The sequence below is a fragment of the Saccharopolyspora sp. NPDC045839 genome (genome assembly GCF_056431645.1).
The window spans coordinates 292,838-315,531 of record NZ_JBWKKH010000004.1 but is presented as its reverse complement, the minus strand read 5'-3'; the positions used below and the strand labels follow the sequence as shown (position 1 = coordinate 315,531).

21 protein-coding genes and 2 pseudogenes are annotated in these 22,694 nt (G+C 69.7%); 16 read left to right on the top strand and 7 right to left on the bottom strand.

Features of this window, described 5'->3' with window-relative positions; translation table 11 throughout:
• The first annotated feature begins 68 nt into the window (after nucleotides 1-68).
• Both AC07EQ_RS08815 and AC07EQ_RS08810 read left to right on the top strand, forming a co-directional pair.
• The gene (locus AC07EQ_RS08815; protein ID WP_478387419.1) at nucleotides 69-1,163 is read left to right on the top strand and encodes an NAD(P)/FAD-dependent oxidoreductase; all 1,095 of its coding nucleotides are present in this window, start codon (nucleotides 69-71) and stop codon (nucleotides 1,161-1,163) included.
• 98 nt (nucleotides 1,164-1,261) lie between these two features.
• Nucleotides 1,262-1,939, top strand: a complete 678-nt coding sequence (locus AC07EQ_RS08810) for a GNAT family N-acetyltransferase (RefSeq protein WP_478387418.1) — start codon at nucleotides 1,262-1,264, stop codon at nucleotides 1,937-1,939.
• 137 nt (nucleotides 1,940-2,076) lie between these two features.
• Here AC07EQ_RS08810 and AC07EQ_RS08805 read toward each other — a convergent pair whose 3' ends face one another.
• Nucleotides 2,077-2,370: a hypothetical protein gene (locus AC07EQ_RS08805; protein ID WP_478387417.1), complete on the bottom strand. Its 294-nt coding sequence runs from the start codon at nucleotides 2,368-2,370 to the stop codon at nucleotides 2,077-2,079.
• Nucleotides 2,371-2,584: 214 nt separating this feature from the next.
• On the opposite strand from AC07EQ_RS08805, the gene AC07EQ_RS08800 reads away from it, so the two are divergent.
• The 5 genes from AC07EQ_RS08800 (at nucleotide 2,585) to AC07EQ_RS08780 (ending at nucleotide 7,423) form a co-directional block, all read left to right on the top strand.
• Nucleotides 2,585-3,787, top strand: coding sequence for a transcriptional regulator (locus AC07EQ_RS08800; protein ID WP_478387416.1), 1,203 nt, complete (start codon nucleotides 2,585-2,587; stop codon nucleotides 3,785-3,787).
• Between the two features lie 42 nt (nucleotides 3,788-3,829).
• Nucleotides 3,830-4,564: a toll/interleukin-1 receptor domain-containing protein gene (locus AC07EQ_RS08795; protein WP_478387415.1), complete on the top strand. Its 735-nt coding sequence runs from the start codon at nucleotides 3,830-3,832 to the stop codon at nucleotides 4,562-4,564.
• Complete coding sequence (locus AC07EQ_RS08790; RefSeq protein ID WP_478387414.1) at nucleotides 4,561-6,558, top strand: nSTAND3 domain-containing NTPase; 1,998 nt, start codon at nucleotides 4,561-4,563, stop codon at nucleotides 6,556-6,558. The genes AC07EQ_RS08795 and AC07EQ_RS08790 overlap by 4 nt, the downstream gene beginning before the upstream one ends.
• The gene (locus AC07EQ_RS08785; RefSeq protein ID WP_478387413.1) at nucleotides 6,555-6,881 is read left to right on the top strand and encodes a hypothetical protein; all 327 of its coding nucleotides are present in this window, start codon (nucleotides 6,555-6,557) and stop codon (nucleotides 6,879-6,881) included. The genes AC07EQ_RS08790 and AC07EQ_RS08785 overlap by 4 nt, the downstream gene beginning before the upstream one ends.
• A 92-nt stretch (nucleotides 6,882-6,973) precedes the next feature.
• Nucleotides 6,974-7,423, top strand: a complete 450-nt coding sequence (locus tag AC07EQ_RS08780) for a GNAT family N-acetyltransferase (protein ID WP_478387412.1) — start codon at nucleotides 6,974-6,976, stop codon at nucleotides 7,421-7,423.
• Nucleotides 7,424-7,565: 142 nt separating this feature from the next.
• On the opposite strand, the gene AC07EQ_RS08775 is transcribed toward AC07EQ_RS08780, so the two are convergent.
• The 3 genes from AC07EQ_RS08775 to AC07EQ_RS08765 all read right to left on the bottom strand — a co-directional run bounded on the left by AC07EQ_RS08775 (nucleotide 7,566) and on the right by AC07EQ_RS08765 (nucleotide 10,263).
• Nucleotides 7,566-9,164, bottom strand: coding sequence for an SMI1/KNR4 family protein (locus AC07EQ_RS08775; RefSeq protein WP_478387411.1), 1,599 nt, complete (start codon nucleotides 9,162-9,164; stop codon nucleotides 7,566-7,568).
• Nucleotides 9,165-9,485: 321 nt separating this feature from the next.
• Nucleotides 9,486-9,806 carry a hypothetical protein gene (locus AC07EQ_RS08770; RefSeq protein ID WP_478387410.1) on the bottom strand — a complete coding sequence of 107 codons (321 nt, stop codon included), beginning with the start codon at nucleotides 9,804-9,806 and terminating at the stop codon, nucleotides 9,486-9,488.
• A 70-nt stretch (nucleotides 9,807-9,876) separates the two neighbouring features.
• A complete protein-coding gene (locus tag AC07EQ_RS08765) occupies nucleotides 9,877-10,263 on the bottom strand; it encodes a VOC family protein (protein ID WP_478387409.1) in 387 nt (128 codons plus the stop codon).
• A gap of 312 nt (nucleotides 10,264-10,575) precedes the next feature.
• Here AC07EQ_RS08765 and AC07EQ_RS08760 point away from each other — a divergent pair, with 312 nt between their 5' ends.
• The 3 genes and pseudogenes from AC07EQ_RS08760 to AC07EQ_RS08750 all read left to right on the top strand — a co-directional run.
• Nucleotides 10,576-11,259, top strand: a complete 684-nt coding sequence (locus tag AC07EQ_RS08760; protein ID WP_478387408.1) for a GNAT family N-acetyltransferase — start codon at nucleotides 10,576-10,578, stop codon at nucleotides 11,257-11,259.
• Between the two features lie 327 nt (nucleotides 11,260-11,586).
• Nucleotides 11,587-13,405 (top strand): annotated as a pseudogene (locus AC07EQ_RS08755) (molybdopterin cofactor-binding domain-containing protein); the annotation flags it as partial.
• Nucleotides 13,406-13,407: 2 nt separating this feature from the next.
• Nucleotides 13,408-13,587 (top strand): annotated as a pseudogene (locus AC07EQ_RS08750) (2Fe-2S iron-sulfur cluster-binding protein); the annotation flags it as partial.
• 152 nt (nucleotides 13,588-13,739) lie between these two features.
• Here the strand turns inward: AC07EQ_RS08750 and AC07EQ_RS08745 are convergent.
• On the bottom strand, nucleotides 13,740-15,236 hold the full coding sequence (locus AC07EQ_RS08745) for a long-chain-fatty-acid--CoA ligase (RefSeq protein ID WP_478387407.1): 1,497 nt from the start codon (nucleotides 15,234-15,236) through the stop codon (nucleotides 13,740-13,742).
• Between the two features lie 132 nt (nucleotides 15,237-15,368).
• Here AC07EQ_RS08745 and AC07EQ_RS08740 point away from each other — a divergent pair, with 132 nt between their 5' ends.
• The 5 genes from AC07EQ_RS08740 (at nucleotide 15,369) to AC07EQ_RS08720 (ending at nucleotide 19,356) form a co-directional block, all read left to right on the top strand.
• A complete protein-coding gene (locus tag AC07EQ_RS08740) occupies nucleotides 15,369-15,560 on the top strand; it encodes a helix-hairpin-helix domain-containing protein (RefSeq protein ID WP_132493631.1) in 192 nt (63 codons plus the stop codon).
• 99 nt (nucleotides 15,561-15,659) lie between these two features.
• Nucleotides 15,660-16,859 (top strand): M20 metallopeptidase family protein, encoded by a 1,200-nt coding sequence (locus AC07EQ_RS08735; protein ID WP_478387406.1) that lies wholly within the window; start codon nucleotides 15,660-15,662, stop codon nucleotides 16,857-16,859.
• The gene (locus AC07EQ_RS08730) at nucleotides 16,856-18,127 is read left to right on the top strand and encodes an MFS transporter (protein WP_478387405.1); all 1,272 of its coding nucleotides are present in this window, start codon (nucleotides 16,856-16,858) and stop codon (nucleotides 18,125-18,127) included. The genes AC07EQ_RS08735 and AC07EQ_RS08730 overlap by 4 nt, the downstream gene beginning before the upstream one ends.
• Nucleotides 18,128-18,224: 97 nt before the next feature.
• Nucleotides 18,225-18,674 carry a helix-turn-helix domain-containing protein gene (locus tag AC07EQ_RS08725; protein WP_478387404.1) on the top strand — a complete coding sequence of 150 codons (450 nt, stop codon included), beginning with the start codon at nucleotides 18,225-18,227 and terminating at the stop codon, nucleotides 18,672-18,674.
• Nucleotides 18,667-19,356, top strand: coding sequence for a formylglycine-generating enzyme family protein (locus AC07EQ_RS08720; protein ID WP_478387403.1), 690 nt, complete (start codon nucleotides 18,667-18,669; stop codon nucleotides 19,354-19,356). Before AC07EQ_RS08725 ends, AC07EQ_RS08720 begins: the two co-directional genes overlap by 8 nt.
• A 4-nt stretch (nucleotides 19,357-19,360) precedes the next feature.
• Here AC07EQ_RS08720 and AC07EQ_RS08715 read toward each other — a convergent pair whose 3' ends face one another.
• The gene (locus tag AC07EQ_RS08715) at nucleotides 19,361-19,783 is read right to left on the bottom strand and encodes a MarR family transcriptional regulator (RefSeq protein WP_478387402.1); all 423 of its coding nucleotides are present in this window, start codon (nucleotides 19,781-19,783) and stop codon (nucleotides 19,361-19,363) included.
• Between the two features lie 92 nt (nucleotides 19,784-19,875).
• Between AC07EQ_RS08715 and AC07EQ_RS08710 the strand changes: the two genes are divergently transcribed.
• The gene (locus AC07EQ_RS08710) at nucleotides 19,876-20,952 is read left to right on the top strand and encodes a substrate-binding domain-containing protein (protein WP_478387401.1); all 1,077 of its coding nucleotides are present in this window, start codon (nucleotides 19,876-19,878) and stop codon (nucleotides 20,950-20,952) included.
• A 317-nt stretch (nucleotides 20,953-21,269) separates the two neighbouring features.
• On the opposite strand, the gene AC07EQ_RS08705 is transcribed toward AC07EQ_RS08710, so the two are convergent.
• The gene (locus tag AC07EQ_RS08705) at nucleotides 21,270-22,247 is read right to left on the bottom strand and encodes an LCP family protein (protein ID WP_478387400.1); all 978 of its coding nucleotides are present in this window, start codon (nucleotides 22,245-22,247) and stop codon (nucleotides 21,270-21,272) included.
• Nucleotides 22,248-22,694: the final 447 nt, after the last annotated feature.

The following is a 22,694-nucleotide window of genomic DNA, read 5'->3' as shown; positions in this document are numbered from 1 at the left end:
TTTGAGTTCGTAGTGCGAACTATTACAGTTCGTACTACGAACTCGATCTTTTTGTGGAGCGTGGAATCATGAGTCGTACCGTCGCGGTAATCGGCGGAGGCTACGGGGGCGCCGCGGTCGCCAAGGCGCTGCAGTCCGAGGCCGACGTCGTCCTCATCGACCCCCGGGACGCGTTCGTCAACGCGGCCGCATCGTTGCGCGCGCTGACCCGGCCCGACTGGGCGGGCAACATGTTCTTCCCCTTCGAAACGCTGCTCACCAAGGGTGAGGTGATCCGCGACCGCGCTGTCTCGGTGGACCCCAGCGGCGTCACCCTGGCCTCGGGCGAGCACGTCCCGGCGGACTACGTGGTCCTGGCCACCGGCTCCAGCTACGCCTACCCGGCCAAGCCCGGCTCCGACTCGGTCGGCGACGCGCTGGACGACCTCCGCCGGACGAACGAGGAACTCCTCCAGGCCGGCAAGGTGCTGATCCTCGGCGCGGGCCCGGTCGGCCTGGAACTGGCCGGCGAGATCAAGGATGCCTGGCCGGACAAGCACGTGACCATCGTCGACCCCGCCCAGGAGCTGCTCCCCGGCTTCGAGCCGGAGGTGGTCGAGGACCTGCGCGGCCAGCTCGACGCGCTCGGTGTCGACGTGCGCCTCGGCACCGGCCTGGCGGCAGCGCCGAGCACCGAGGCGGGCCGGGCCGGCGCGTTCACCGCCACCACCACCGGCGGCGACGAGATCGCCGCCGACATCTGGTTCCGCGCCTACGGGACGAGCACCAACAGCGACTACCTCGCCGACGGCAAGCTCACGACCCGCACGCCGCAGGGCCAGGTGCCGGTGACCGAATTACTCAACGTCGTGGGGCACGACCACGTCTACGCGGTCGGCGACATCACGGACGTCGCCGAGGCCAAGATGGCGGCTCACGCGATGCAGCACGCCGAGGTGGTCGTCAAGAACATCTCCGCTCAGCTGAGCGGAGAACGCCCTGCGGCCACCTACGCTCCCCAGCCGTCCCCCTCGATCCTGCTCCCGCTCGGTCGCAGCGGCGGTGTCGGGCAGCTGCCCTCTCCCGAGGGCCCGACCGCCGCGCCGGCCGCGATGGTCGCCGAGTACAAGGGCGCGGACCTGTTCACCGGCCGCTTCATCGAGCAGTTCGGCCCTACCGCCTGAACGGCCGCGTTCCCGATCCTCGAACCGTCCCAAGAGGACGGTCACCCACCGGGAGTGACCGAGGCCGCCTGTCGGGGCCACGTGATTTGCTCGGCGGCATGACCGAACCCTCGCGAATCACGCCCGACCTCGTCCGCCGCTGGCAGGCGGGCTGGGGCCTGGCCCGACGGTTTCGCCCTGCAGAGGAGGCACGCGGCGGACTGCACGTCGTGCTCGGAAAGCCGGGCCGCCACTACGAAGTTGTCGCACTGCACGCCGACGACGATCCGGAGTCCCTGCGCAACCTCGCTGCAGAGGCCGCCGCGGCCGCGCTTCCCACGTGGCTGACCGTGCCCACGAACCGGCCCGAGACTGTCGAGACGATCGTGCGCGACGCGGGGCTGAGCCTGCCGGACGAGCCGGAATGGTTCATGACCACCGATCTGAGCGGGCATCCGCGACGCGCGGCCCCGGCGCCGTACGAGTGCGCGACAGCGGTGGAAGGGTCGGTGGTCGAGGCCGAGGTACGGCATCCGTCCGGGGGCGTGGTGGCGCGCGGAACCATGGCCGTGATCGGCACCGATGCGATCGCGGACCGGATCGAGACGGACCCGTCGCACCGCCGGCTCGGCCTGGGCAGCGTGGTGATGAGCGCGCTCGCGGAGCGAGCCATGGCGCAAGGAGCGAAGACGGGCATCCTGATCGCCAGCACCGAAGGCCGTGGCCTGTACTCATCGCTGGGCTGGGCGAGCAACGCAACCGTCCTCATCGCGAAACCGCCCGTCCCCGCCGTGTGAGGCTCGTGAGCGTTTTGGATCGCCGTAGCGCTCCAAAACGCTCACGAGCCACGCCGGCGGGATGGCGCGCACCTCCGAAACCCTCCGGTGGCGCACCGTTTCCCGTTGACTCCTCCAACGGGAAACGGGAAACGGCTCTACTTCCCGGCTCCGGAAGCCGAATCTCCGCCACAATCCTCCGACGAACGGCGCGCGGCCGCGCCGAACCGGACTTCCCTCCAGGCGTCGAGGACAGCGATGAATGCGGCGGAGAGCACCAGCACCAAAGCGAACAGCTCAACACCGGATAGGGCGATGCCGGCGAGGACGATCGCCGCCCACACCAGCACTGCGGTGAACACGAATGCGAGCATCACCCGTCCGAGCGACCTCGAAAGGGACGGATTGCGCTGTTCGGGTATCGATTCCCGGACGAGCTCGTCCTTGATCATCTCTTCTCCTAGGGTCTGCCGGTGGCCCGGCCTCCCAGTCGCCGGACCGGCACGTTTCACCGTGCGCGAAAACCGGTCGGGACCAACAGCCGTTTCCCGTCGCCCGCTTAACCGGGCAACGGGAAACCCGGAGGACGATGTGACTGAACAGCCCACACTGTTCGGGGCAGAGCTTCGAAGACTGCGCACCGCGGCCGGTCTTTCGCTCACTCGAATGGCCGCGCTGCTGCACTACAGCAAGGGCTACGTCAGCAAGATCGAAACCGGCGGGAAACGGCCGACACCGGATTTCGCCCGGCGTTGCGATTCGATCCTCGAAGCCGGTGGAGAACTCGCGGGCCTGGTGCCCGCGCGGTCTTCCGAAGCACCGCTGCCCGAGGTGAACGGCGACGGTGAGGTGTGGTTGATGAGTCTCGATTCAGGCGGGAAGAGCTGGTTCCGGCCGATGGACCGGCGGCAGGCGCTGGCGGCGGGCGCGGCCTCGGTGCTCGCCTTCGGCATGGGAGGCGGTCACGCGATAGCCGAGGACGGCACGGTCTCGACGTTCCGCACCATGTTCGACCAGTTCCGCACGCTGGGGCAAACGGCAAGCCCCTCGGTGGTGCTGCCCGCGCTCATCGCGCAAACCCACACCCTCCGCGAACTCGCCGCCCGCGCCAGGCGGCCGAAGCTCCGCGGCGAGCTCTTCGCGTTGAACTCGCGGTACGCGGAATTCGCCGGGTGGATGGCGCAGGAGTCGGGAAACGACCAGGCCGCGCTGTGGTGGACCGACCGCGCGGTGGAGCTGGCCGAAGCCGGCGAGGACCGAACACTGGCCGCGTACTCGCTGGCCCGGCGCGCGCTGGTCGCCATGTACCAGCGAAACGCACAGCACACGATCGACCTGTCGCGCCAAGCGCAAAGCGGCGCGACGACCCCGCGCATCCGCGGTTTGGCCGCTCTGCACGAGGCGCAAGGCCATGCGCTCGCCAGTGACTACGACTCGTGCATGCGGGCGCTGGACCACGCGCGCGAAATGCTGAGCGCCTCGCAACCCGAAGCAGGGCCGGTGCTCGGCACGACGAACCTGGCCGACCCGGTCGAGATGGTCCACGGCTGGTGCCTCCACGATCTCGGCCGCATCGACGCCGCTACCGCGGTTCTCGACCGCGAAGTCCAACGCCTGTCGCCGCAGGCACTTCGCTCCCAAGCGCGTTACGGCGTGCGCCGCGCACTGGCCCACGCCTCGGCCGGCGACATCGACCACGCCTGTGCTCTGGTCGGCCAGATCCTCGGTGTCGTCGACACCGTCGGCTCGGCGACCATCATCACCGACCTCCGCCAGCTGAGCCACGTTCTCGCCCGGCACCACCGGGTTCGGTCAGTCCGCGAGCTGCAACCCCGGCTGATCACCTCGTTGCACAACCAGTCCAGCTGAGAAGTCCACAGGCGCCATCCGTGCCGGAAATGAGGTATCCCCATGCCGAAAATCTTCGTCAACTACCGAACCGACGACTGCCACCAGGCAGCGGCGCACATCGAAAGCTACTTGTCGGGCAGGTTCGGCAGCGAAGAGGTGTTCCGCGACAGCAAGTCGATCCGACCCGGTGACAACTTCCGGGTGCGCCTGCAGGCCGCGTCGACCGGTGCCCGCGCGCTCCTCGTCCTGATCGGCCCCAACTGGCTCACCGCAACCGACCAGAACGGGGACCAGGCGCTGGCGAACGAGGACGACTGGATCCGCAAGGAGATCGTGAACGCCATGCAGTCCGGTGCCCGAATCATCCCGATCCTGTGCGGGCGGGGGCTGCCGCGGCTTTCGGCCGCGGCGCTGCCGCCGGAGTTGGCCCCGCTGGCCGACCTCCAAACCCTGGACTTCGACACCGGGAACGCCGAGGCCGGGCTGGTGCGGATCGCCGCCGAGCTCCTGGACCTGGTGCCGGGTCTCGTGGACCGGGCGGCGAAAGCGCCTTCGGCCAGCGGGGTGATCAACTCCAACCACGGCGACGTCAACGGAAACCTCGTCCAGCTCGGCAGCATGAGCGGTGGGTCGATCACCCACACGACGTTCCACGGCCCGACGGGACCGGTGAGCAGCGGCGAAGGCGACCAGAACATCTTCTACGGCGACGGCGTGAACTACATCGCGGGCAAGAACACCGGCGGAATCCGCCAGAAGTTCGGCTCGAAGCGGGAGCGGGGTGAAGACCGGTGACCGAAACGAATAACGAATTCCACGACACGCAGGGAAGCCCGATCCACGCCGGCTCCGGCGATCAGAACATCAACCCCGTCTACTACACGATCCACGAGAGCGTCCAACAGCAGGCTCGCGGGCCGCGGTTGACGCTGAAGGGCGACCTGCGTTGGCTCAAGAGCCGGTTCGAGCCGCCGCAGAACTTTGGTGCTGCGCGGGACATGCTGCGGCAGTCCCGCACTGTCGTGCTCACCGGGCCGCCGGGAAGCGGTCGGCGCACGGCGGCGAAGATGCTCCTGAACGAGCTCGCCGACGACCACACCCCCTTCACCGTGCTGGACGACGAGGCGCGCACGCAGAACCCGGGCCTGGACAAGTTGAAGGTCCAGCCGGGCCACCTGTTCGTCCTCGACCTCTCGGACAGCGGCGAGGACGTGTTCCACGCCCGGCAACGAGATCTCCTCTCGTTCCGCACGGTCCTTCAACAGCGCAACGGCTATATCGCCGTCGTCGTGCCCGATTCCCGCAAGCACCAACTGGATTCGGACCTGGCGCAGTTCGTGGCCAGGATCGACCGGCCGCGCGGTGCCTCGGTGCTGCGATGGCACCTGGAACAGGAGTCGATCTTCCCCTCCGACCAGCAACTGGCTTCGGAAGAACTCGCACGCAGCCTTTCCGCACCGATGTCGGAGATCGCCCACCTCGCGCAGGTGGTCGTGCAAGCCCGGGACACGAACCCCAGCGGCGACGTCTCGACATGGCTCAGCGAAGCCGTTTCCGCCCGGATCGACCGCAGCAACGAGGTGGCGCAGCAGCTCAGCAAGGTGCTCGGCGGTCGGCAACGCACGGTGCTGCTCGCCGCTGCGATGTGCCGTGGAGCGTCGAGCGACGCGGTGTTCTTCGCCTCCCACCGCCTGGTGAGCGCGTTGAGCCTCGACGGGCGCGAGCAGCCCCGGATGGAGCAGGAGGGCTATCGCACCCAGCTCGGCGACCTGAGCATCGACGTCGCGCCGAACAACCGGATCGAGTTCAGCCTGCGCAGCTACGACCGAGCGCTGCGCGAGCACTTCTGGGACAACTACCCGGATCTCCGGGAGCCGTTCTGCCGGTGGGTGGACGACATCATCCGCATCGAGCAGTTCACCCGGCGGGACCGGGAGAACCTGGTGGACCGGTTCGTGGTCCAAGCGTTGCGCACCAACTCACCCGGCCACGTGAAGTGGCTGATCGACCGGTGGATCTATCCGAGGCAGAACGGGACGCCGAACGCGCTGCGCGACTTCGGGGTGCGGGCCCTTATAGCGGGTCTGAAGGACGAGCGTCAAGGTCACTTCTTCCGGCAGCTGGTGTACAGGTGGTCGCGGCGCAGCGACCTCCCCGGGGACGTCGGGCAGATCCTGGTGGACGTGTGCACCGAGGTGATCGCACCGACCTACCCGGACCAGGCCCTGGTGCGGCTGCACCACCGGGCCCGCAACGAGGACGGCACCGGTGCCCCGACGGCGTACCAAGCGCTCGTCGAGCTGACCTCGCGCGATCCGATACTCCTGCGGCTGCTGCTCGACAGGCTCACGACGGGCTTGGCGAAGCAGCAGCCGTGGCCCGCCGATCACTTCCTGTTCCTCGCCATCGCGGATCCGCTGCGGCTGGCCGACTCCAGCAATCGTTCCCAGCCTCTGGCGGCAGATCACACGATCCGCTCCCAGCTGGGTTTCTGCTGGCGTGCGGCCATGCTCGCCCGCCCGGACCTCGTCGTGCAGCGCGTCTGCCACTGGTTCGACGTCGCCGGCCGGACCGCGCCGCACGATCTGCTGCTCGGCATCCTGGTGGACGCGGCGAGCCAGCACCTCCACCTGCTCGGTTCGTTGCACGTCCTCGCGCGCGATTGGAGCCGGACCACGAGCGGGCGCGCCGATGTCTCCGTCCGGTTGTCCCAGCTGATCGACATGGCGCAGGGCCTGCACTCCACCGACTACACGTTCGACCACGCGCCCGAGGAGGCCGTTCGATGAGCAAGGAAAACCGGATCCTCTACGGCGGCCTGGCGCTGGCGGCAGCCGTCCCGCTCCTGCTGGGCCTGCTGCTGGGATGGCCGGCCTGGGTCACGGTGCCGCTGTTCGGCGCGATTCTGTACGGGGTCTACCAGAAGATCATGCACGGGAACAGGACCACCAGCGACCACGTCGGCGTGGTCCTGGACAGGATCGGCCTGTACGGGGACAACCCGGTGCGCGCCCTGACGGCCCACCGCTTCGCGCGGCTGATCGAAGCGGCCGGGAACCCCGGAGCGGCCGAGGAAGTCCGCCAGAAGTTCGACGCACCACGGCCGCTCTAGGTGCCGCCGAGGCGAACGGCCCGTTCGTGCCGTCTACCGGAGCGAACGGTCCGTTCACCGCACAACAATTTCCACCCCGATAGCCTCTAGACATGTCTGCGCATGCTTTCGTTCCCGACGACTTCGCAGTACCCCAGGGCCTCCCGGGCAACGGCTTCCGCTTGGAGCCGTTGGGTCCGCAGCACAACGAGGCCGATCACGAGGCGTGGATGTCGAGCATCGAGCACATCCACGCCACTCCGGGCTTCCCGGACGTCAGGTGGCCGCCGCCCGACGGCATGAGCCTCGCGGAGAACCTTCGCGACCTGAAGCGCCACGCCGATGACTTCGCGAAGCGGACGGGCTTCACCTACACCGTCCTCGACGACGGCGGAGCGGTGATCGGGTGCGTGTACATCTACCCGTCGCGTGCGAACCAGGAGGTCGTGGAGGTGAGTTCGTGGGTGCGGGCGGACCGCGGAGAACTGGACGGCCCGCTGCACGACGCCGTGGCCGCCTGGTTGTCGTCGGACTGGCCGTTCGACGAGATCCAGTACCGCTAGATGGGAGCGGGTCTCGCCCGGCATCCAACTGCGTGCCCGCCCCGGGTGGAGAAGGCGGGTTCGGCGACACGTATTGCGGCCGGCCTGACTGACCGGCCTGGCGTAGCCCGCCTTCACGCCGTTCTTCGGCCTGGAGCACTGGTCATGATCGCGTGTCGTATCGGCCGGTGTGCTTATCGTGGCCGTTCGGGAGGGTTCCCGTGAAATGCTCCGTCCACTCGTTGATCTGGTTCGGCGTTGGGTTTCCTCCCAGCGCGACCGCCGCTAGCGATGGCAGCTCGGCGCCGAGATCCCAAAGCCGCACCCACTGCTCGTAGGTCAGGGCGAGGAACAGCAGCCCTTCCAGCTTCACGGCCGGAGCCATGTCGGTCACCTCGGCGCGGGAGAGGTCGAGGCCCTGGAGTCGCGGAAGCGCTGGCAGCACTGCGACTTCTACCGGACTTTGCGAACGCAGGGTCAGGTTTCGCAGCGTCGGGTGGCCGGACAGCGGAGTCGGGTCGATCGAGCCCAGTTCCAGCGTCAGGCTCTCCAGGGGCGCGTCTCGGAGCGGGCTCAGGTCTAGTGCGCCCTGGCCGCGCAGCACCACGTCCCGCAGGAGGGGCGCGTGGCGCGCCGGCTCCAGGTCGATCCCGTCGGCCTTCCAGGCTGTGAGGCGTTGGACTTCCGCAGGCATTCCGATCAGGGAGCCGCCGTGGTCGTCGGCATCCCACGAGAACGACTCCAGGTACTCCCACTTGCGCGGGGTGTCGGCGTCGACGAAGAGGCGGCCGTGGTCGAGCTCGTAGTCGCCCCGTTCGAGCGCCGCCACCTGGCGGCGCAGCAGCGTCGTCACCGAATCGGCGACGTAGACGGGAGCTCCTTCGTACTCGCCACCGATGATGATCACCTGTCCCGGGCGACCCGCAGGGCCCGGGTCCATGTCGACGGCGAGGAAATCGCCGTCCTCGTTGACCCCGATCACGATCCACCCATCGCGGCTCATCGACCTGCGCACCTTCCCCGGCGGTATCGCCTCGAACGCCGCAACCGTCAGCGGATCGTCGGTCCAGTCACCGTCGTGCCGGTGGTGGGGGTGTTCGGTCGCGAATTCGAGGTCGGTCCACGAGTGCGTGTCGAAGATGTTGACGTCCTCGCCGTCGTCGCCGTTGGCCACGCCGTACAAGGCGACCAGATCCGGCGGCAGCGCGACGTCCAGGCTCGCCATGAGCTCGGCGCACGTCGCTTCGTCCAGCGGAGGAGGCAGTTCTTCTTCCTCCTCCTCTTCGAAGATTTCCGCTCGCAGCCGGAGGTACTCCCGGAGCAGCCGCACGGCCTCGTCCGGATCACCGGCGAACGTCGGATCCGCAGGACCCTCCTGCTCGTCCCCCGGCTCCACGGGTAGGACATCCGGCTTGAGCACGAGCAGCAGGCGATCCGGGTGGTACTGCGTGCGGATCAGCGACCGGCTGGTGATCGCCTCGAACTCGCCCGACTGCTCGACGGCCAGCTCGACGGTCAGGTGATCCGGCCACGGCTCGGTCGCGAAGAACAGGGCTCCCGCTTCCTTGAACAGATCCACGCCACCGTCGCGGAGCTCACCGTCGGCCAGCTCGTACTGCATGACATTGCTGCGGGCCCCGTTCCTGTACCGGTGAACGCTCGCCCACGCGCGCCGCCATCCCTCGGGGGCGTTCTCCGCGACGCGTGCGGCCATGCCGCTGAGCAGTTCGGTGGTGTCGGCTTCCCGCCGATGACGTCCCATTGGAATGCGCCCGTTCAGATCGGTGATCGTTTCCGACGGGTTCTAGCACCCGGCGCCGACAGTCTCGGCGCAGGCCTCGGGGCCGGGCTGGAGCAGGCTCAAGACTCCGCGCCGAACACCGCGACGACCACGTTCCACCGGCGTGTCAGGACCCGACACGCCGATGGCTGTGGAGAACTTCCGCAATTTCAGTGGAAATCAGAGCTCTGATTTCCATTGAAATTGCGTTCCTGCAGGGTCACCTCGGCGCAGGGGGATGCAGCCTCTACGTGATCAGCGGTGAATCCGGTCGGGCGGAGGCCGCGCGTTCGTTCCGGCGCTTCAGGGCCGGTCGTCGACGTCGAAGTCGAGGTGGGCGATTCGCTCTTCGACGGTGACCGCGTTTCGGACGGCTCGGCGGGCACGCCGGGTCAGCTCGGTGAACTCGGCGAGGTGGACTTCGGCGGCCGCGCGGTTGGCCGGGCCGTTCCCGGCCGCGTCGAGGGTGACCCGGCGGATCTCGTGCTCGATCTCGACGAGCTGGGAGAGCAGATCCTGCTGCCGCTCCTCGCTGATCAGCAGGCTGTGATCGCGTTCCCCGTCAGGCGGAACCTCGGGGTGCTCGGCGGTCATCGCGAACCAGTCCCTTCGGCCGGAGCTCACCCGACGCTACCAGCCGCGCGGCCCGCCCGGCGCGAGGACCGGGCGGGCCGCGTGCGACCGTCCACTTAGATCAGTTCAGATCCGCGCCGTACGGTTGGGTGATCGCCTCCAGGTAGTGACCCGACGGGTCGCAGAAGTAGACGCCACGGCCGCCGTAGTTCGTGTTGTACTGGTGCGGGAGCTTCCTCTGCGGGTCCGCCCAGTGCTCGAGGCCCGCCGCCTGAATTCTGGCGTAGATGCCGTCGAAATCTTCCTCGGTCACGAGGAATGCGTAGTGCTGCGGCGGGAATTCGATGCCCGGCTCCGCGAACTGGAGCGTCACGCCCGCGTCCAGGTGGACCGTGAGGAAGGGTCCGCCCGGCTCCGCAGCCGGGAGATCGAACATCTCCGTGAAGAAGGACGCCGATTCCTGCTTGTCGCGCGCGGCGACGATCGTGTGATTGAAGAGAGTGGTCATGAAGACCCTTCGAACCCGCGCCTCCATGCCTGGCACAGCCTGCCACCGACACGCGACGCTGGTTGGATCAGATCACGGCAGCTTCCAGAACGTCAAGCGCTCTTGGACGCGATCCCAGCAGTTCGGGGTCGTGAGTGATTTGGGCTGCTATGGCGATCCGAACCACTCACGACCCCGGACGACCTGGGGTGTTCCGCGCAACCGGATTCCCATGTGGCGGTACGGGATCGCCGGTGGCGCGCGGGCGCTTGAAGCGCGCGGCGTTGCGCGAAAAAGTGGTGGCACCGAACACTTCGCCGGAAGGAGTGGTCGATGACCACGTCGCCGCTCGACAATCCCGCGTGGGCTTCGCTCACCGGCCCGCACGCCGGCTTCGCCGAGAAGCACGGGCAGGTGCTGCGCTACCCCGTCGACATGGCGCCGTTCCTGGCGATTCCCGACGAGTTCGGCGACGACGGCTGGCGGGACGTCGCGGCGCTGGCCGGGCCGGGCGCGGTGGTCGCCTTCTCCGGGCGGGCGCGAACGCCCCCGCCCGGCTGGGAGGTCGTGGAGCGGCTCCCCGGCGTGCAGCTGGTCGACGACGGCGTGGTCGGAGCCGAGGACGACGAGGCGGTGCGGCTCACTGCGGCGGACGTGCCGGAGATGCTCGACCTCGTCAAGCGCACCCAGCCCGGGCCGTTCCTGCCGCGCGTCGTCGAACTCGGCACGTACCTGGGGCTCCGGCGCGATGGCGAGCTCGTCGCGATGGCCGGTGAGCGTCTGCATCCGCCCGGGTGGACGGAGATCAGCGCGGTCTGCACCGATCCGGCGTTCCGCGGGCAGGGCCTGGCCACCCGGCTCATGCGGGCCGTCGTCGCCGGGATCCGGGCCCGAGGCGAGAAGCCGTTGCTGCACACGGTCGCGTCCAACACCGGCGCCATCCGGCTCTACGAATCGATGGGCTTCCGGCTGCGGTACCGGCTGTACTTCTCCGCCGTCCGAGTCCCGGAAGCCTGACCGAGCCGCGCACGCCTTCCGCCTGATGCCCGCCCAACGGCTGTGAGGCGGGCGATTTCGCGCGAAACCGCCATCCCGCCCTCACATCGCCATCCCGCCCTCACGTGGAGCGCCGGTTTTCGCGCGAAACCGGCGCAAGGCGGGTTCCCGGGCAGCCTCGATAGCAGCCATGGCGCAGGCGTCGGCGCGGACGGCGGGGACCCGCCGGCGGTGTCACCTCGACAATGATCGTCGTTACAGTTCCGCTGGCCGAACGGCGTTGCGCCGTCCGCTCGGCTCGCGTTCGGTTGCCAGGCCCAACGGGGTGCCCGGCGGAGGGGATCTCCGATGACCAGTGTTGATCATGGCCCCCAGGAATCCGGCGCGAACGTCCTCGGGCGGCGGCGGTTCCTCGGTTACGTGCTGGCCGCGCCCACCCTGGTCGCCGCCGAACTCGGCCTCTCGCCGCGCGCCGAGGCGGTCGTGCCGTCGCCGGGCGTGGCCGGGCTGCTCGACCTCAACGAACTGCTGACGGAGGCCGCGCGCCCGACCTCGAACCTGATCACCGTCGCGGTCGACGACGACGGCACGGTCTCCTTCGCGCTGCCGCGCGCGGAGGTCGGCCAGGGCATCACCACCTCCACGGCCATGCTGATCGCCGAGGAGATGGGCGTGCCGCTGGAGGACGTCCGCGTCACGTTGGCCGACGCCCGGCCGGAACTGCTGTTCAACCAGCTCACCGGGGTTCGAACACCACTATCTCCACCTACGCCCCGATCCGCGTCGCCGCCGCCGTCGCCAAGGGCCGGTTGCTGCGCGCGGCCGCGATCGAGCTCGGCTCCGTCGTCACCGACCTGACGTTGAAGGCCGGCGTGATCACCGACCTCGCGGGCCGCAGCATCGGCATCGGCGCCCTGGCGGGGAAGGCCGCGAGCACGCGGACCGAGCAGGTTCCCGTCGAGCTCAAGCCGCGCGAGCAGTTCGCCGTCATCGGCAAGCCGCACAACCGCACCGACGCGCTCGCGGCGGTGACCGGGCGCAAGAAGTTCGCGATGAACCTCGACATCCCGGGCGCGAAGCCGACGATGGTGTGCCGGCCGCCGACGATCAACGGCACCGTCGAATCCGTGGCCAACCTCGCCGAGGTCCGCGCCATGCCGGGCGTCACCGATGCCGCCGTGGTCTCCACGGGAGTCGCGGTCCGCGCGGAGACCTTCGGCCAGTGCATCGACGCCGTGCGCGCGCTTCAGGTCACGTGGAATCCCGGTACTGCGGAAGGGAAATCGGACGACACGGTGCTCCGCGAGCTGAAGTCCGCCGAGCTGCCGCTCGCGGTGCCGCCGCTGACCAGCACCGTGGAACACGATTTCACCTTCTACTTCCGCGGCAACAGCGCGCTGGAACCCAACTGCCCGGTCGCCGACGTCCGCGCCGACCGGGCCGAGATCTGGGATCGCTGAAGTCGCCGATCGTCGCCCGGCAGACCATCGCGGCCAAGCTCGGACTCCCGCCGGGCGCGGTCACCGTGCACGTCGTCGACGGTGGCGGTTCCTTCGGCCGCAAGCTGTTCTTCGACGCCGCGCTCGAAGCGGCCGAGATCTCGAAGCCGTTCGGCAAGCCGGTGAAGCTCATGTGGCACCGCGCCGACGACGCTCGCCAAGGACGCACGCATCCGATGGCCACGTCGCGCGTCCGCGTCGGCTACGCGGGCGGCACCGTGCTCGACTACGAGCAGCGGCACACCAGCGTCGCCACCGACTTCGGGCACGGCCTCGGCGAGGTGCTCGCCGCCATGTCGGCGCAGCTGCCCGTCGGCGACTTCACCTTCGCCGAGACCATCTTCCAGCTCACCCAGTCGATGCCCTACGACTTCGGCGTCGCCACGCAGCTGCTCAACGAGACCGACAAGGGCTTCAACACCGGCAGCATGCGCAACATCTACTCCCCCGACGTCACCTGCGCCCGGGAGCTGATCGTCGACGAGCTCGCGGCGCGAATGGGCAAGGACCCCTACCGGTTCCGGCGCGACTTCCTGCAGGACGACCGTTCGCGGGCCGTGCTGGACGAGGTCGCCGAGACCGGCGGCTGGGGCCGGGAGATGCCCGCGGGCACGGCGCAGGGAATCGCCTTCCACGCCGAGTACCACGGCGTGACGGCGGCGCTGGTCGCGCGCAGTGCGGCTACTGCCAGCCGGGCCAGATCATGGCCGCCGTGGCGCTGGTCCGCCGGGCCGCCGCGGAAGGCCGCGAGATCACCGACGCGGACATCGACGGGATCCGCAACATCTGCCGCTGCGGCACGTACTTCCGCATCCGCGAGGCGATCAAGGCCGGCGCCGCGAAGATGTGACCCCGGCTTCGGATCACCCCACCGTTCGGGTACTACCGGCGTTTTCGCGCGAAACCGGCGCCCCGCCCTCACGGCGAACGCCGGTTTCGCGCGAAAACGGCGTTCCCCGCCTGCCGGGTGGCGGTTTCGCGCGAAGCCGGCCGCCCTCGCCGTTACCTGAGGGCCTTCTTGAGGATCTTGCCGCTCGGGCCCTTGGGGAGTTCGTCCAGGACCCGGACTTCCCGCGGGCACTTGTACCCGGCCAGGCGCTCGCGGCTGAACGCGATCAGCTCGTCCGCGTCCGGGCTGCTGCCGGGCTGGAACGCGACCACCGCGACGATCTCCTCCCCCATTCGCGAGTCGGGCTTGCCGATCACGGCCGCCTCGCGGATCGCCGGGTGGGCGTAGAGCACCTCTTCCACCTCGCGCGGATAGACGTTGTAGCCGCCGCGGATGATCAGGTCCTTCTTGCGGTCCACGACGAAGAAGAAGCCGTCCTCGTCGCGGTAGCCGAGGTCGCCGGTGTGGAACCAGCCGCTGCGGAACGCCTCCTCGGTCGCCTCCGGGCGCTTGTAGTAGCCCTTCATGACGTTGTGGCCGCGGATCACCACCTCGCCGATGTGTTCGGGGCCGGGCGGCAGTTCGCGGTCGTCCTCGTCGAAGATCTTCACCTCGACGCCCCACAGCGGCCGGCCGATCGAGCCGATCTTGCGCTCCGCCGCGCTGCAGTTGAAGGTCGCGACGGCGGCGGTCTCGGACAGGCCGTAGCCCTCCAGCACCACGATGCCCGGCACTTTCCGCTCGAACTCCCGCAGCACTTCCTCCGGCATCGCCGCGCCGCCGGAGATCCCGGCTCGCAGCGAGGAGAGGTCCCGGCCGGCGAGGTTCTCGCCGAGCAGCGCGAAGTACATCGTCGGCACGCCGGAGAAGATCGTGCAGCGGTGCCGCTCGATCGCATCCAGGACGGCTCCGGCGTCGAACTTGGGGATGAGCACCGCCGAGCCGCCGAACCGGATCACCGGGCCGAGCACCGTGACCAGGCCGAACACGTGGAACAGCGGCAGCACCACGACGCTCACGTCGTCCTCGGAGACGCCGAACCGCTCGCCGCCGACGGTGCAGGCCATGAACAGCTCGAAGTGCGTCAGCTCGGCGCCCTTCGGCTGACCGGTCGTGCCGCTGGTGTAGAGCACGACCGCCGTGTCGTCGGCTTCCACGGCGGTGATCTCGCCGGTGTCCTCGGCCGCGCACAGCTCCTCGAAGCGCTTCGTACCGCTGGGAGCGGCCGAGCCGACGACGTAGACCGGCACCCGGTCCGCGGCCTTGACGGCTTCGTCCGCGAAGGACTCGAAGGTGATCAGCAGCGTGGCTTCGCTGTCGGCGAGGTGGTAGGCGATCTCCGGCGCCCGCAGCATCGGGTTCAGCGGCACCATCACGAGGCCGGCCTTGAGGATGCCCAGGTAGGCGAACAGGAACTCGGGCACGTTCGGCAGGTGCACGACGACCTTGTCGCCGCGGCGCAGCCCGGCCGCCTGCAGTCCGGCCGCGACGCGCCCGCTGAGCTCGTCGACCTCCCGGTATGTGATGGACTGCGCGCCGAAGTGCAGGAGTGGCCGCTCGGGCCGCTCGGTCGCAGATTCGCGCAGCATCGTCGCCAGGTTGAATCCCATGCCCACTCCGTCGGTTCGGGGAACGGCGGTGTCGCCCGGACAAGTCGGTACCGACTAGTCGGTATGGTCACAGCCTATGCAAGGGTGATCTGGCACACAAGATGCCGGTCAGGTGGCGCTACGATCCCGGGCATGGCGGACTCCGGTTTTCCCCGCGGCGTGGGCGCGCCCGCGACGAGGGCCCTGAACGCGGCCGGTTACACCGAACTGCGGCAGCTCGACGGCGTTCCGGCCGCCGAGCTGAAGAAGCTCCACGGCATGGGGCCGAAGGCGCTGTCCCGGCTGCAGGAATCGCTCGAAGAGCTCGGCCTGTCGCTGTCCTGATCGTTTTCCTGCGCGCAACCGCGCTTCCGCAACGGTTTCCCGACATTCTGGTGTTCCCCGGGTGGCGGGCGGTCATCCTGGCCGTGACGTGATCACGAGATGAGGGGACTGCCGTTGTCCACACGCGAGCTGCAGGACGAATTGGTGCGGTTGCGGCGGCAGCTGCACGCCGAACCCGAGGTCGGGCTGGATCTGCCGCGCACCCAGGAAATGGTGCTGGCCGCATTGGACGGCCTGCCGCTGGAGATCACCACCGGCAGCGGGCTGAGCTCCATCACCGCGGTGCTGCACGGCGCGCGCCCGGGCCCGACGGTGCTGCTGCGGGCCGACATGGACGCCCTGCCCGTGACCGAGCAGACCGGCGTGGACTACGCCTCCCGGATCGACGGCCGGATGCACGCCTGCGGGCACGACCTGCACACCGCGATGCTGGTCGGCGCCGCACGGCTGCTGACCGAGCGGCGCGCGGAGCTGGCCGGCGACGTGGTGCTGATGTTCCAGCCAGGCGAGGAGGGCTGTGACGGCGCCGGGAAGATGATCACCGAAGGCGTGCTAAAGGCCTCCGGATCGCACCCGGTTGCCGCGTACGGCATGCACGTCCAGGCCGCGCGCCACGACCTCGGGACCTTCACCACCCGGCGCGGCCCGCTCATGGCGGGCGGCGACCTGCTCCGGGTGACGGTGCGCGGTGCGGGCGGCCACGGTTCCACCCCGCACCGCGCCAAGGATCCGATCGCCCCGGCCTGCGAGATGGTCGGCGCGCTGCAGGCACTGGTCGCGCGCACCGTGGATCCGTTCGAGACCGTGGTGCTGACGGTGGGCAGCTTCCACTCCGGGGACGCGGGCAACGTGATCCCCGGCGAAGCTGTCTTCGACGGCTCGCTGCGCTGGTTCTCGGCGCCTTCGCGGGACGCGGTCTGGGCGGGCATCGCCGCCGTGTGCAACGGCATCGCGGCGGCCCACGGCGTCGAGGTCGACGTGGACCTCACCGAGTACGTGCGCGCCACGATCAACGACGACGCCGAGGCTGAGTTCGCCGCGCAGGTCGCGGCGGACGCCCACGGCGACCGGTTCTCCTGGCTGGACCGCCCGGTCACCGGCGGCGAGGACTTCTCCCGCGTGCTGGAACAGGTTCCGGGCGCGTTCATCTTCCTGGGCGCGTGCCCGCCGGACCGCGATCCGGCCACCGCGCCGGACAACCACTCCCCGTTCGCCGTCTTCGACGACAGCGTGCTCGCCGACGGCGCCGCGCTCTACGCCGAACTCGCCATCCGCCGCCTGGCCGGGCGGCAGCCTTGATCACCGAAGCCGAACGCACATCGCCCCGGAAGTGGCGGACCATCGTCAGCACCGGCGCGGGCAACGCGCTGGAGTGGTTCGACTGGAACGCCTATGCCGTCTTCACCCCGTTCTTCGCCGCGCAGTTCTTCCCCGCCCACGACAGCACCAGCGCCGTGCTGTCCAGCCTGGCGATCTTCGCCGTCGGGTTCCTGATGCGGCCGCTGGGCGGGCTGTTGTTCGGCTGGTTCGGCGACCGGATCGGCCGCCGCTCCGCCATGGTCGGCTCCATCGCGCTGGCCTCCGGCGGCAGCCTGCTGATCGGCATCGCGCCGACGTACGAGTCGATCGGCATCGGCGCGGCGCTGCTGCTGGTGGTCGCCCGGCTGTGCCAGGGGCTCGGGCACGGCGGGGAGATGCCCGCGGTGCAGACCTACATCGCGGAGATGGCGCCGCGCGGCCGGCGCGGGATCTGGTCCAGCCTCGTCTACACCTCGGGAACCTGCGGAATCCTGGCGAGCTCCGCGCTCGCCGCCGCGTTGGCGGGCGCGCTGGCGCCGGGCGCGATGAGCGCTTGGGGCTGGCGGGTGCCGTTCCTGCTCGGCGGCGTCGTCGGGCTCTACACCCTCGTGATGCGGCTGCGGCTGGCCGAGACGCAGGTCTTCGACCGGCAGCGGACGACGGACCGGCCGCCGCTGTGGCGGAGCTTCTGGGAGCAGCGCACCGCGTGCCTGCGGGTGATCGGGCTGACCGTCGGCGGCACCGTGGTGTTCTACACCTGGGTGGTTTCCGCGCCCGCGCAGGCGATCAGCGTCCACGACCTGGACCCGTCCGCGGCGCTGTGGGTCGGCGCCCTGGCGAACGCGGTGTTCATCCTCGTCCTGCCGCTGTTCGGGGCGCTTTCGGACCGCATCGGCCGCAGGCCCGTGCTGCTGATGTCCTTCGTGGGCAGCGCCGTGGTCATCTACCCGCTGAGCTGGCTGATCCAGGACCAGATCTGGCAGTTCGCGGTCGCGATGATCATCGCGCTGCTGGTCATCGCCCCGGGACCGGCGATCATGCCCACGGTGTACGCGGAGCTGTTCCCGACCCGGATGCGGACGGCGGGCGCCGGCTTCCCGTACGCCATCGCGACGGCGGCGTTCGGCGGCAGCGCGCCGTACCTGCAGACCTGGCTGGCCAGCAGCGGCCGCGGCGACGTGTTCCTCGGTTACGCGGTGATCCTGCTGCTGATCAGCGCCGTGGTCGCGTACCGCATGCCGGAGACCAAGGACACCGCCCTCGACTGACCGCACGGGCCACAAACGCCGCAGTCAGCCGATCATGGTGCTCATAATGGGCGTCAAACTTCCTTATCGTTCCCTATATGGTCTATGTTAGGGATTGATGAATGAAGAAATGTACTCGGTTGAACAGGTGGCCGATCGGCTCGGGCTGCACGTGCGGACCGTGCGCGGCTACATCCGCTCGGGGCGGCTCAAGGCCGTGCGGATCGGCAAGCAGTACCGGATTTCGCGCGCCGACCTGGAGGTGCTGACCGGCCACCCGCAAGCCCCATCGGCCCGGCCCGCCGACGCCGCGGTGGAGGTGTCGAGCATCGTGCAGATCGACGGCGTCGACCGCGCCGCGGCCGACCGCCTCGGCACGCTCGTCCTGGCCGAGGCGAACTCCGCCCCGCACCCGCTGCGCATCCAGACCGTCCACGACGAGGAGCGGAACCGCATGAAGATCGTGATCCTCGGCGGTGCCGCCGCCACAGCCGAGGTACTGCGACTGCTCGACGCCGTGCTCGACGGCGACAACGGCTTGCTCGCCGGGGAGCTCGGCGATGCCTGAGCCGTCGACGAACCCCGAGCCAGCGCCGCGCATGATCGCCATCCCTGGCGGGGAAATCGTCCTTCGGGACGAGGGCACGAAGACGAACTGGCCGGTCGGGGTCGGCGACTTCCTGCTGGCGGCGCACCCGGTGACCCGCGAGCTGTACCGCGCCGTCACCGGCGACGCGCCGGCGAGCCCGGCCGGGCCGCGGACGCCGGTCACCGAGGTCTGCTGGCGGGAGGCCGTCCGGTTCTGCAACCTGCTCTCGGAAGCGGCGGGGCTCCAACCCTGCTACTCGATCGGTGATGACCCCGACGCGCGGGAGGCGACCTGCGACTGGTCCGCCGACGGCTTCCGGCTGCCGACCGAGGCCGAGTGGGAGCACGCCTGCCGGGCCGGGACCTCCGAGGTCCACTATGGAGAGTTGGACGAGATCGCCTGGTACCGCGGGAACTCCGGCGACGAGGTGCACGAGGTCGCGACCAGGGCGCCGAACGCGTGGGGCCTCCACGACATGATCGGCAACGTGTGGGAATGGTGCTGGGACGTCTACGATCCCGAGGTCTACGGACCGTACCGGGTGTTCCGCGGCGGCGGCTGGTACGACCCGCCCCGGGGATGCCGCGCGTCGTGCCGCCGCAAGAGCCACCCCACCTTGCGCACCGACGACCTCGGGTTCCGGCTCGCCCGCTCGCGCTGACGCGTCAGCGCTCCGCCATGCCCTCCAGGGCTTCCAGCACCGCCCCGGCGCGCTTGAGCCCGCCCAGGAGGCGCCGCTCGACCTCGGCGACCTTCGGCGCCACCTCCCGGTGCAGCGCCTCGCCCCGGCGGCTCAGGTGCACCAGGACCTTGCGGCGATCCGCCGGGTCCACCTCCCGGTACACCAGGGCCGTCGTGACCAGCCGGTCCACCAGCCTGGTCAGGGTCGGTCCGGTGATCATGGTGCGCTCACCGAGCTCGGCCATCGCCAGACTTCCCTCCGCTGCCAGGGTTTCCACCACCAGCCACTGGTCGAATGTCAGCCCCTCCGGCCGGACGACCTGCTCGACGCTCGCGGTGACCGCGCGCGCGGCCCGGGCCAGCGTCCTGGTCAGCGGCGGACTCGCCGCGACGTCACCTGCTGCCATGCTCCCCGATCCTCACTCTTGCGCTATCCAGCGAGAATCGTAAGACTTCCACCTGGAAGCGATCGAGACTCTCGCCATTTTCGGAGCCGCGAATGGCATTCGGCCCAGCGGTGCGCGAACGCGCCGCGAGGTGGCGCGTGGGCATGGTGATCCCGCTGCGCGGCCCGGCCGGCCTGTTCGGCCCGTCCTGCGAGGCGATCACCGAACTCGCGGTGCAGGAGCTCAACGACGCCGGCGGGATCCTCGGCCGCGAGGTGGCCGTGCACGTCGTGGACGGCGGCGCGCCGCCGCGCGAGGTCGCCGCGGAGGTCGGCAGGCTGGTCGCGGCCGGGGAGATCGACGCGGTCACCGGCTGGCACATCTCCTCGGTGCGGCACGCGATCGCGCCGGTCGTGGCCGACCGCGTGCCCTACGTCTACACCTCGCTCTACGAAGGCGGCGAGCGGCGCGCCGGCATCTTCTGCTCCGGCGAGACGCCGCGCTTCCAGATCGCCCCGGCGCTGCGGTGGCTGCGCGACAACGCCGGCGTGCGCCGCTGGTTCGTGGTCGGCGACGACTACGTCTGGCCACGCGGCTCGACCGCCGCGGTCCGCGCCTTCGCGCGCGAACTGGACCTGCGGATCGTCGGCGAGACCTTCGTCGGCCTGGGCACCGGCGACATGCGGCAGGTGGCCAGGCAACTGGCCGACTCCCCGTGCGACGGCGTGCTGATGCTGCTCGTCGGGCAGGACGCTGTGCGGTTCAACCGCGCCTTCGCCGCGCAGGGCCTGCACGAACGCCTGGTGCGCTTCAGCCCGCTGATGGAGGAGAGCATGCTGCTCGCCAGCGGCCTGGAGGCGACCCGGAACCTGTTCGTCTCGGCGGGATACTTCCGGTCGCTGGCCACGGCGGACGCGATGGACCTGCTCGGCGCGTACACCCGGCTGCACGGCCCGTCGGCGCCGCCGCTGAACAACGCCGCCGAATCCTGCTACGAGGGCCTGCGCACGTTGGCGAAGCTGGCGCGGCGAGCGGGCTCGACCCGCATGGCGGAGTTCAACGCCGCCATCGACGGAACCGCCTATCAGGGCCCGCGCGGCACGGTCGAGTTCCGCGGCCACCAGGCGGCCCAGCACGTCCACCTGGCGGTGGCCGACGGCTACGACTTCGACGTCATCACCCGCCTCTGAAACCCGCTCCGGCGGGACGGATGCCCGTTAGCCGTGAGCGTTTTGTGTCGCTACAGCAACACAAAGCGCTCACGGCTCCGTACGAGACCGAGCCTCCAACTCCCTCGATCCCCAAGCCGATTCCAGGTCGGTGCGGCGCAGCGCTTGACGCTCCACCCACGCCGTTTATGGCGTGGCGGACTGCCCGTTCGACTTCTACCGGATGTGGGTCAACGACCCGGAGCGGGCGCAGAAGAACGTCGAGACGTTCACCCGCGACGCCGTCGGCGTCAAGGACTGCCAGGTCGGCTCGCTGCCGACAGACCCGGCCCGACCGTTCACCGGGCACCCGAGAGCGCCTCGCGGGGCACCGGCCGATCCTGCCCGAGCGCGGCGAACAGCTCCGCCGACTTCTCCTTGTCCCAGAACAGGACCGCGCCGACACCCGGCATGTCCATCCCGCCGTTGGTCGGCACGGTCGCCGTGATCAACCCGTCGCCCGCGGTGCTCGCCTGGTAGCCGAGCTGCCCGAGGTCGTCCAGGTGGTCGCCGTCGGCGACGGTGACGGCATCGGCGAGCCGCCACGTCATGGGCACCGAGCGCACCGGGTTGAACAACACCTCCCGGCTGGTCGCCTTGCGCACCAACGAGGTGAGGAACTCCCGCTGGTGCTCCGCGCGTTCCAGGTCGCCGCGCGCGAGGGCTCGGGTGCGGACGAATCCGAGCGCCTGCGCGCCGGTCAGCTGCTGGCAGCCTGCCGCGAGGGTCAGGTCGATCTTCGGGTCGTGGATCGCCTGCGGCAGGCACATCCGCACGCCGCCGACCGCGTCCACCACCCCGGCGAAACCGCCCAGGCCGATCTCCAGGTAGTGGTCGATGCGGAGCCCGGTGACCTCCTCGACGGTCCGGGACAGCAGCGTCGGACCTCCGTAGGCGTACGCCGCGTTGAGCTTGTTCGGACCGTGGCCCTCGATCGGCACCAGGGAATCGCGCGGCAGGCTGACCAGCGTCGGCGCACCCGCACCGGCCGGGATGTGCAGCAGCATGACCGTGTCGGTACGGGATCCGGCCGCGTCGGCCGTACCGCCGGTGACCAGATCCTGTTCCTGCTGCGCGGTAAGCCCATCGCGACTGTCCGAACCGACCAGCAGCCAGTTCGTGCCCTGCGCGGGAGCGTTGCGGTCGAGGTAGTCGGTGAACGCGGGCACCCTGCCCAGCGAGAAGTCCAGGTACAGCGCAACGGCGGCGACGAGCACGACCAGGCCGGCCAGCGCCAGCGACACCAGTCGGGCGGTGCGCCGCAAGAAAACTCTCACGATCCGTGTTCACTCCGCGCGTTCAGATCACTCGCACGCGTCCCCGACGAACGACGTGCCTTGGTCCATAGTGACCGTAACGTTATCGTACGGTGTCCCGACTTGCCCATTCGAGTGATCAACGTTTCCGACAACCGGAGTAGTGATGTCCCGACGAGGCCGCCAGCGACCCCGTAGCGGCTCGGAAGAAGTCCATGCCAGGCACCGGCGCCGCGGCGGCCCCGGCACCGTCGTGGTCCACACCGGACACTCCGGACGGCGGAGACGTAGCGGCGAAACCACCCTCGACGTGCGCCCGGACCGGAGCGTGCGCCGGGTGCACCATCCTGCGGAACCGGTCTTCGTCGACAGCAGCGGTCGCCGTCGACGCACGTTCCGCCGGGTCATCCTGGTGATCAGCCTCGTGCTCGTGTGCCTCGGGGGCTTCCTCGCCGCGGCGATGCTCAA

What these genes read in the sequence shown, in the direction of transcription:
- AC07EQ_RS08815 (WP_478387419.1), top strand. Translation starts at nt 69, where the DNA reads ATGAGTCGTACCGTCGCGGTAATCGGCGGAGGCTACGGGGGCGCCGCG.
- AC07EQ_RS08810 (WP_478387418.1), top strand. Translation starts at nt 1,262, where the DNA reads ATGACCGAACCCTCGCGAATCACGCCCGACCTCGTCCGCCGCTGGCAG.
- AC07EQ_RS08805 (WP_478387417.1), bottom strand. Translation starts at nt 2,370, where the DNA reads ATGATCAAGGACGAGCTCGTCCGGGAATCGATACCCGAACAGCGCAAT.
- AC07EQ_RS08800 (WP_478387416.1), top strand. Translation starts at nt 2,585, where the DNA reads ATGGCCGCGCTGCTGCACTACAGCAAGGGCTACGTCAGCAAGATCGAA.
- AC07EQ_RS08795 (WP_478387415.1), top strand. Translation starts at nt 3,830, where the DNA reads ATGCCGAAAATCTTCGTCAACTACCGAACCGACGACTGCCACCAGGCA.
- AC07EQ_RS08785 (WP_478387413.1), top strand. Translation starts at nt 6,555, where the DNA reads ATGAGCAAGGAAAACCGGATCCTCTACGGCGGCCTGGCGCTGGCGGCA.
- AC07EQ_RS08780 (WP_478387412.1), top strand. Translation starts at nt 6,974, where the DNA reads ATGTCTGCGCATGCTTTCGTTCCCGACGACTTCGCAGTACCCCAGGGC.
- AC07EQ_RS08775 (WP_478387411.1), bottom strand. Translation starts at nt 9,164, where the DNA reads ATGGGACGTCATCGGCGGGAAGCCGACACCACCGAACTGCTCAGCGGC.
- AC07EQ_RS08765 (WP_478387409.1), bottom strand. Translation starts at nt 10,263, where the DNA reads ATGACCACTCTCTTCAATCACACGATCGTCGCCGCGCGCGACAAGCAG.
- AC07EQ_RS08760 (WP_478387408.1), top strand. Translation starts at nt 10,576, where the DNA reads ATGACCACGTCGCCGCTCGACAATCCCGCGTGGGCTTCGCTCACCGGC.
- AC07EQ_RS08745 (WP_478387407.1), bottom strand. Translation starts at nt 15,236, where the DNA reads ATGGGATTCAACCTGGCGACGATGCTGCGCGAATCTGCGACCGAGCGG.
- AC07EQ_RS08740 (WP_132493631.1), top strand. Translation starts at nt 15,369, where the DNA reads ATGGCGGACTCCGGTTTTCCCCGCGGCGTGGGCGCGCCCGCGACGAGG.
- AC07EQ_RS08735 (WP_478387406.1), top strand. Translation starts at nt 15,660, where the DNA reads ATGAGGGGACTGCCGTTGTCCACACGCGAGCTGCAGGACGAATTGGTG.
- AC07EQ_RS08725 (WP_478387404.1), top strand. Translation starts at nt 18,225, where the DNA reads ATGAATGAAGAAATGTACTCGGTTGAACAGGTGGCCGATCGGCTCGGG.
- AC07EQ_RS08720 (WP_478387403.1), top strand. Translation starts at nt 18,667, where the DNA reads ATGCCTGAGCCGTCGACGAACCCCGAGCCAGCGCCGCGCATGATCGCC.
- AC07EQ_RS08715 (WP_478387402.1), bottom strand. Translation starts at nt 19,783, where the DNA reads ATGGCAGCAGGTGACGTCGCGGCGAGTCCGCCGCTGACCAGGACGCTG.
- AC07EQ_RS08710 (WP_478387401.1), top strand. Translation starts at nt 19,876, where the DNA reads ATGGCATTCGGCCCAGCGGTGCGCGAACGCGCCGCGAGGTGGCGCGTG.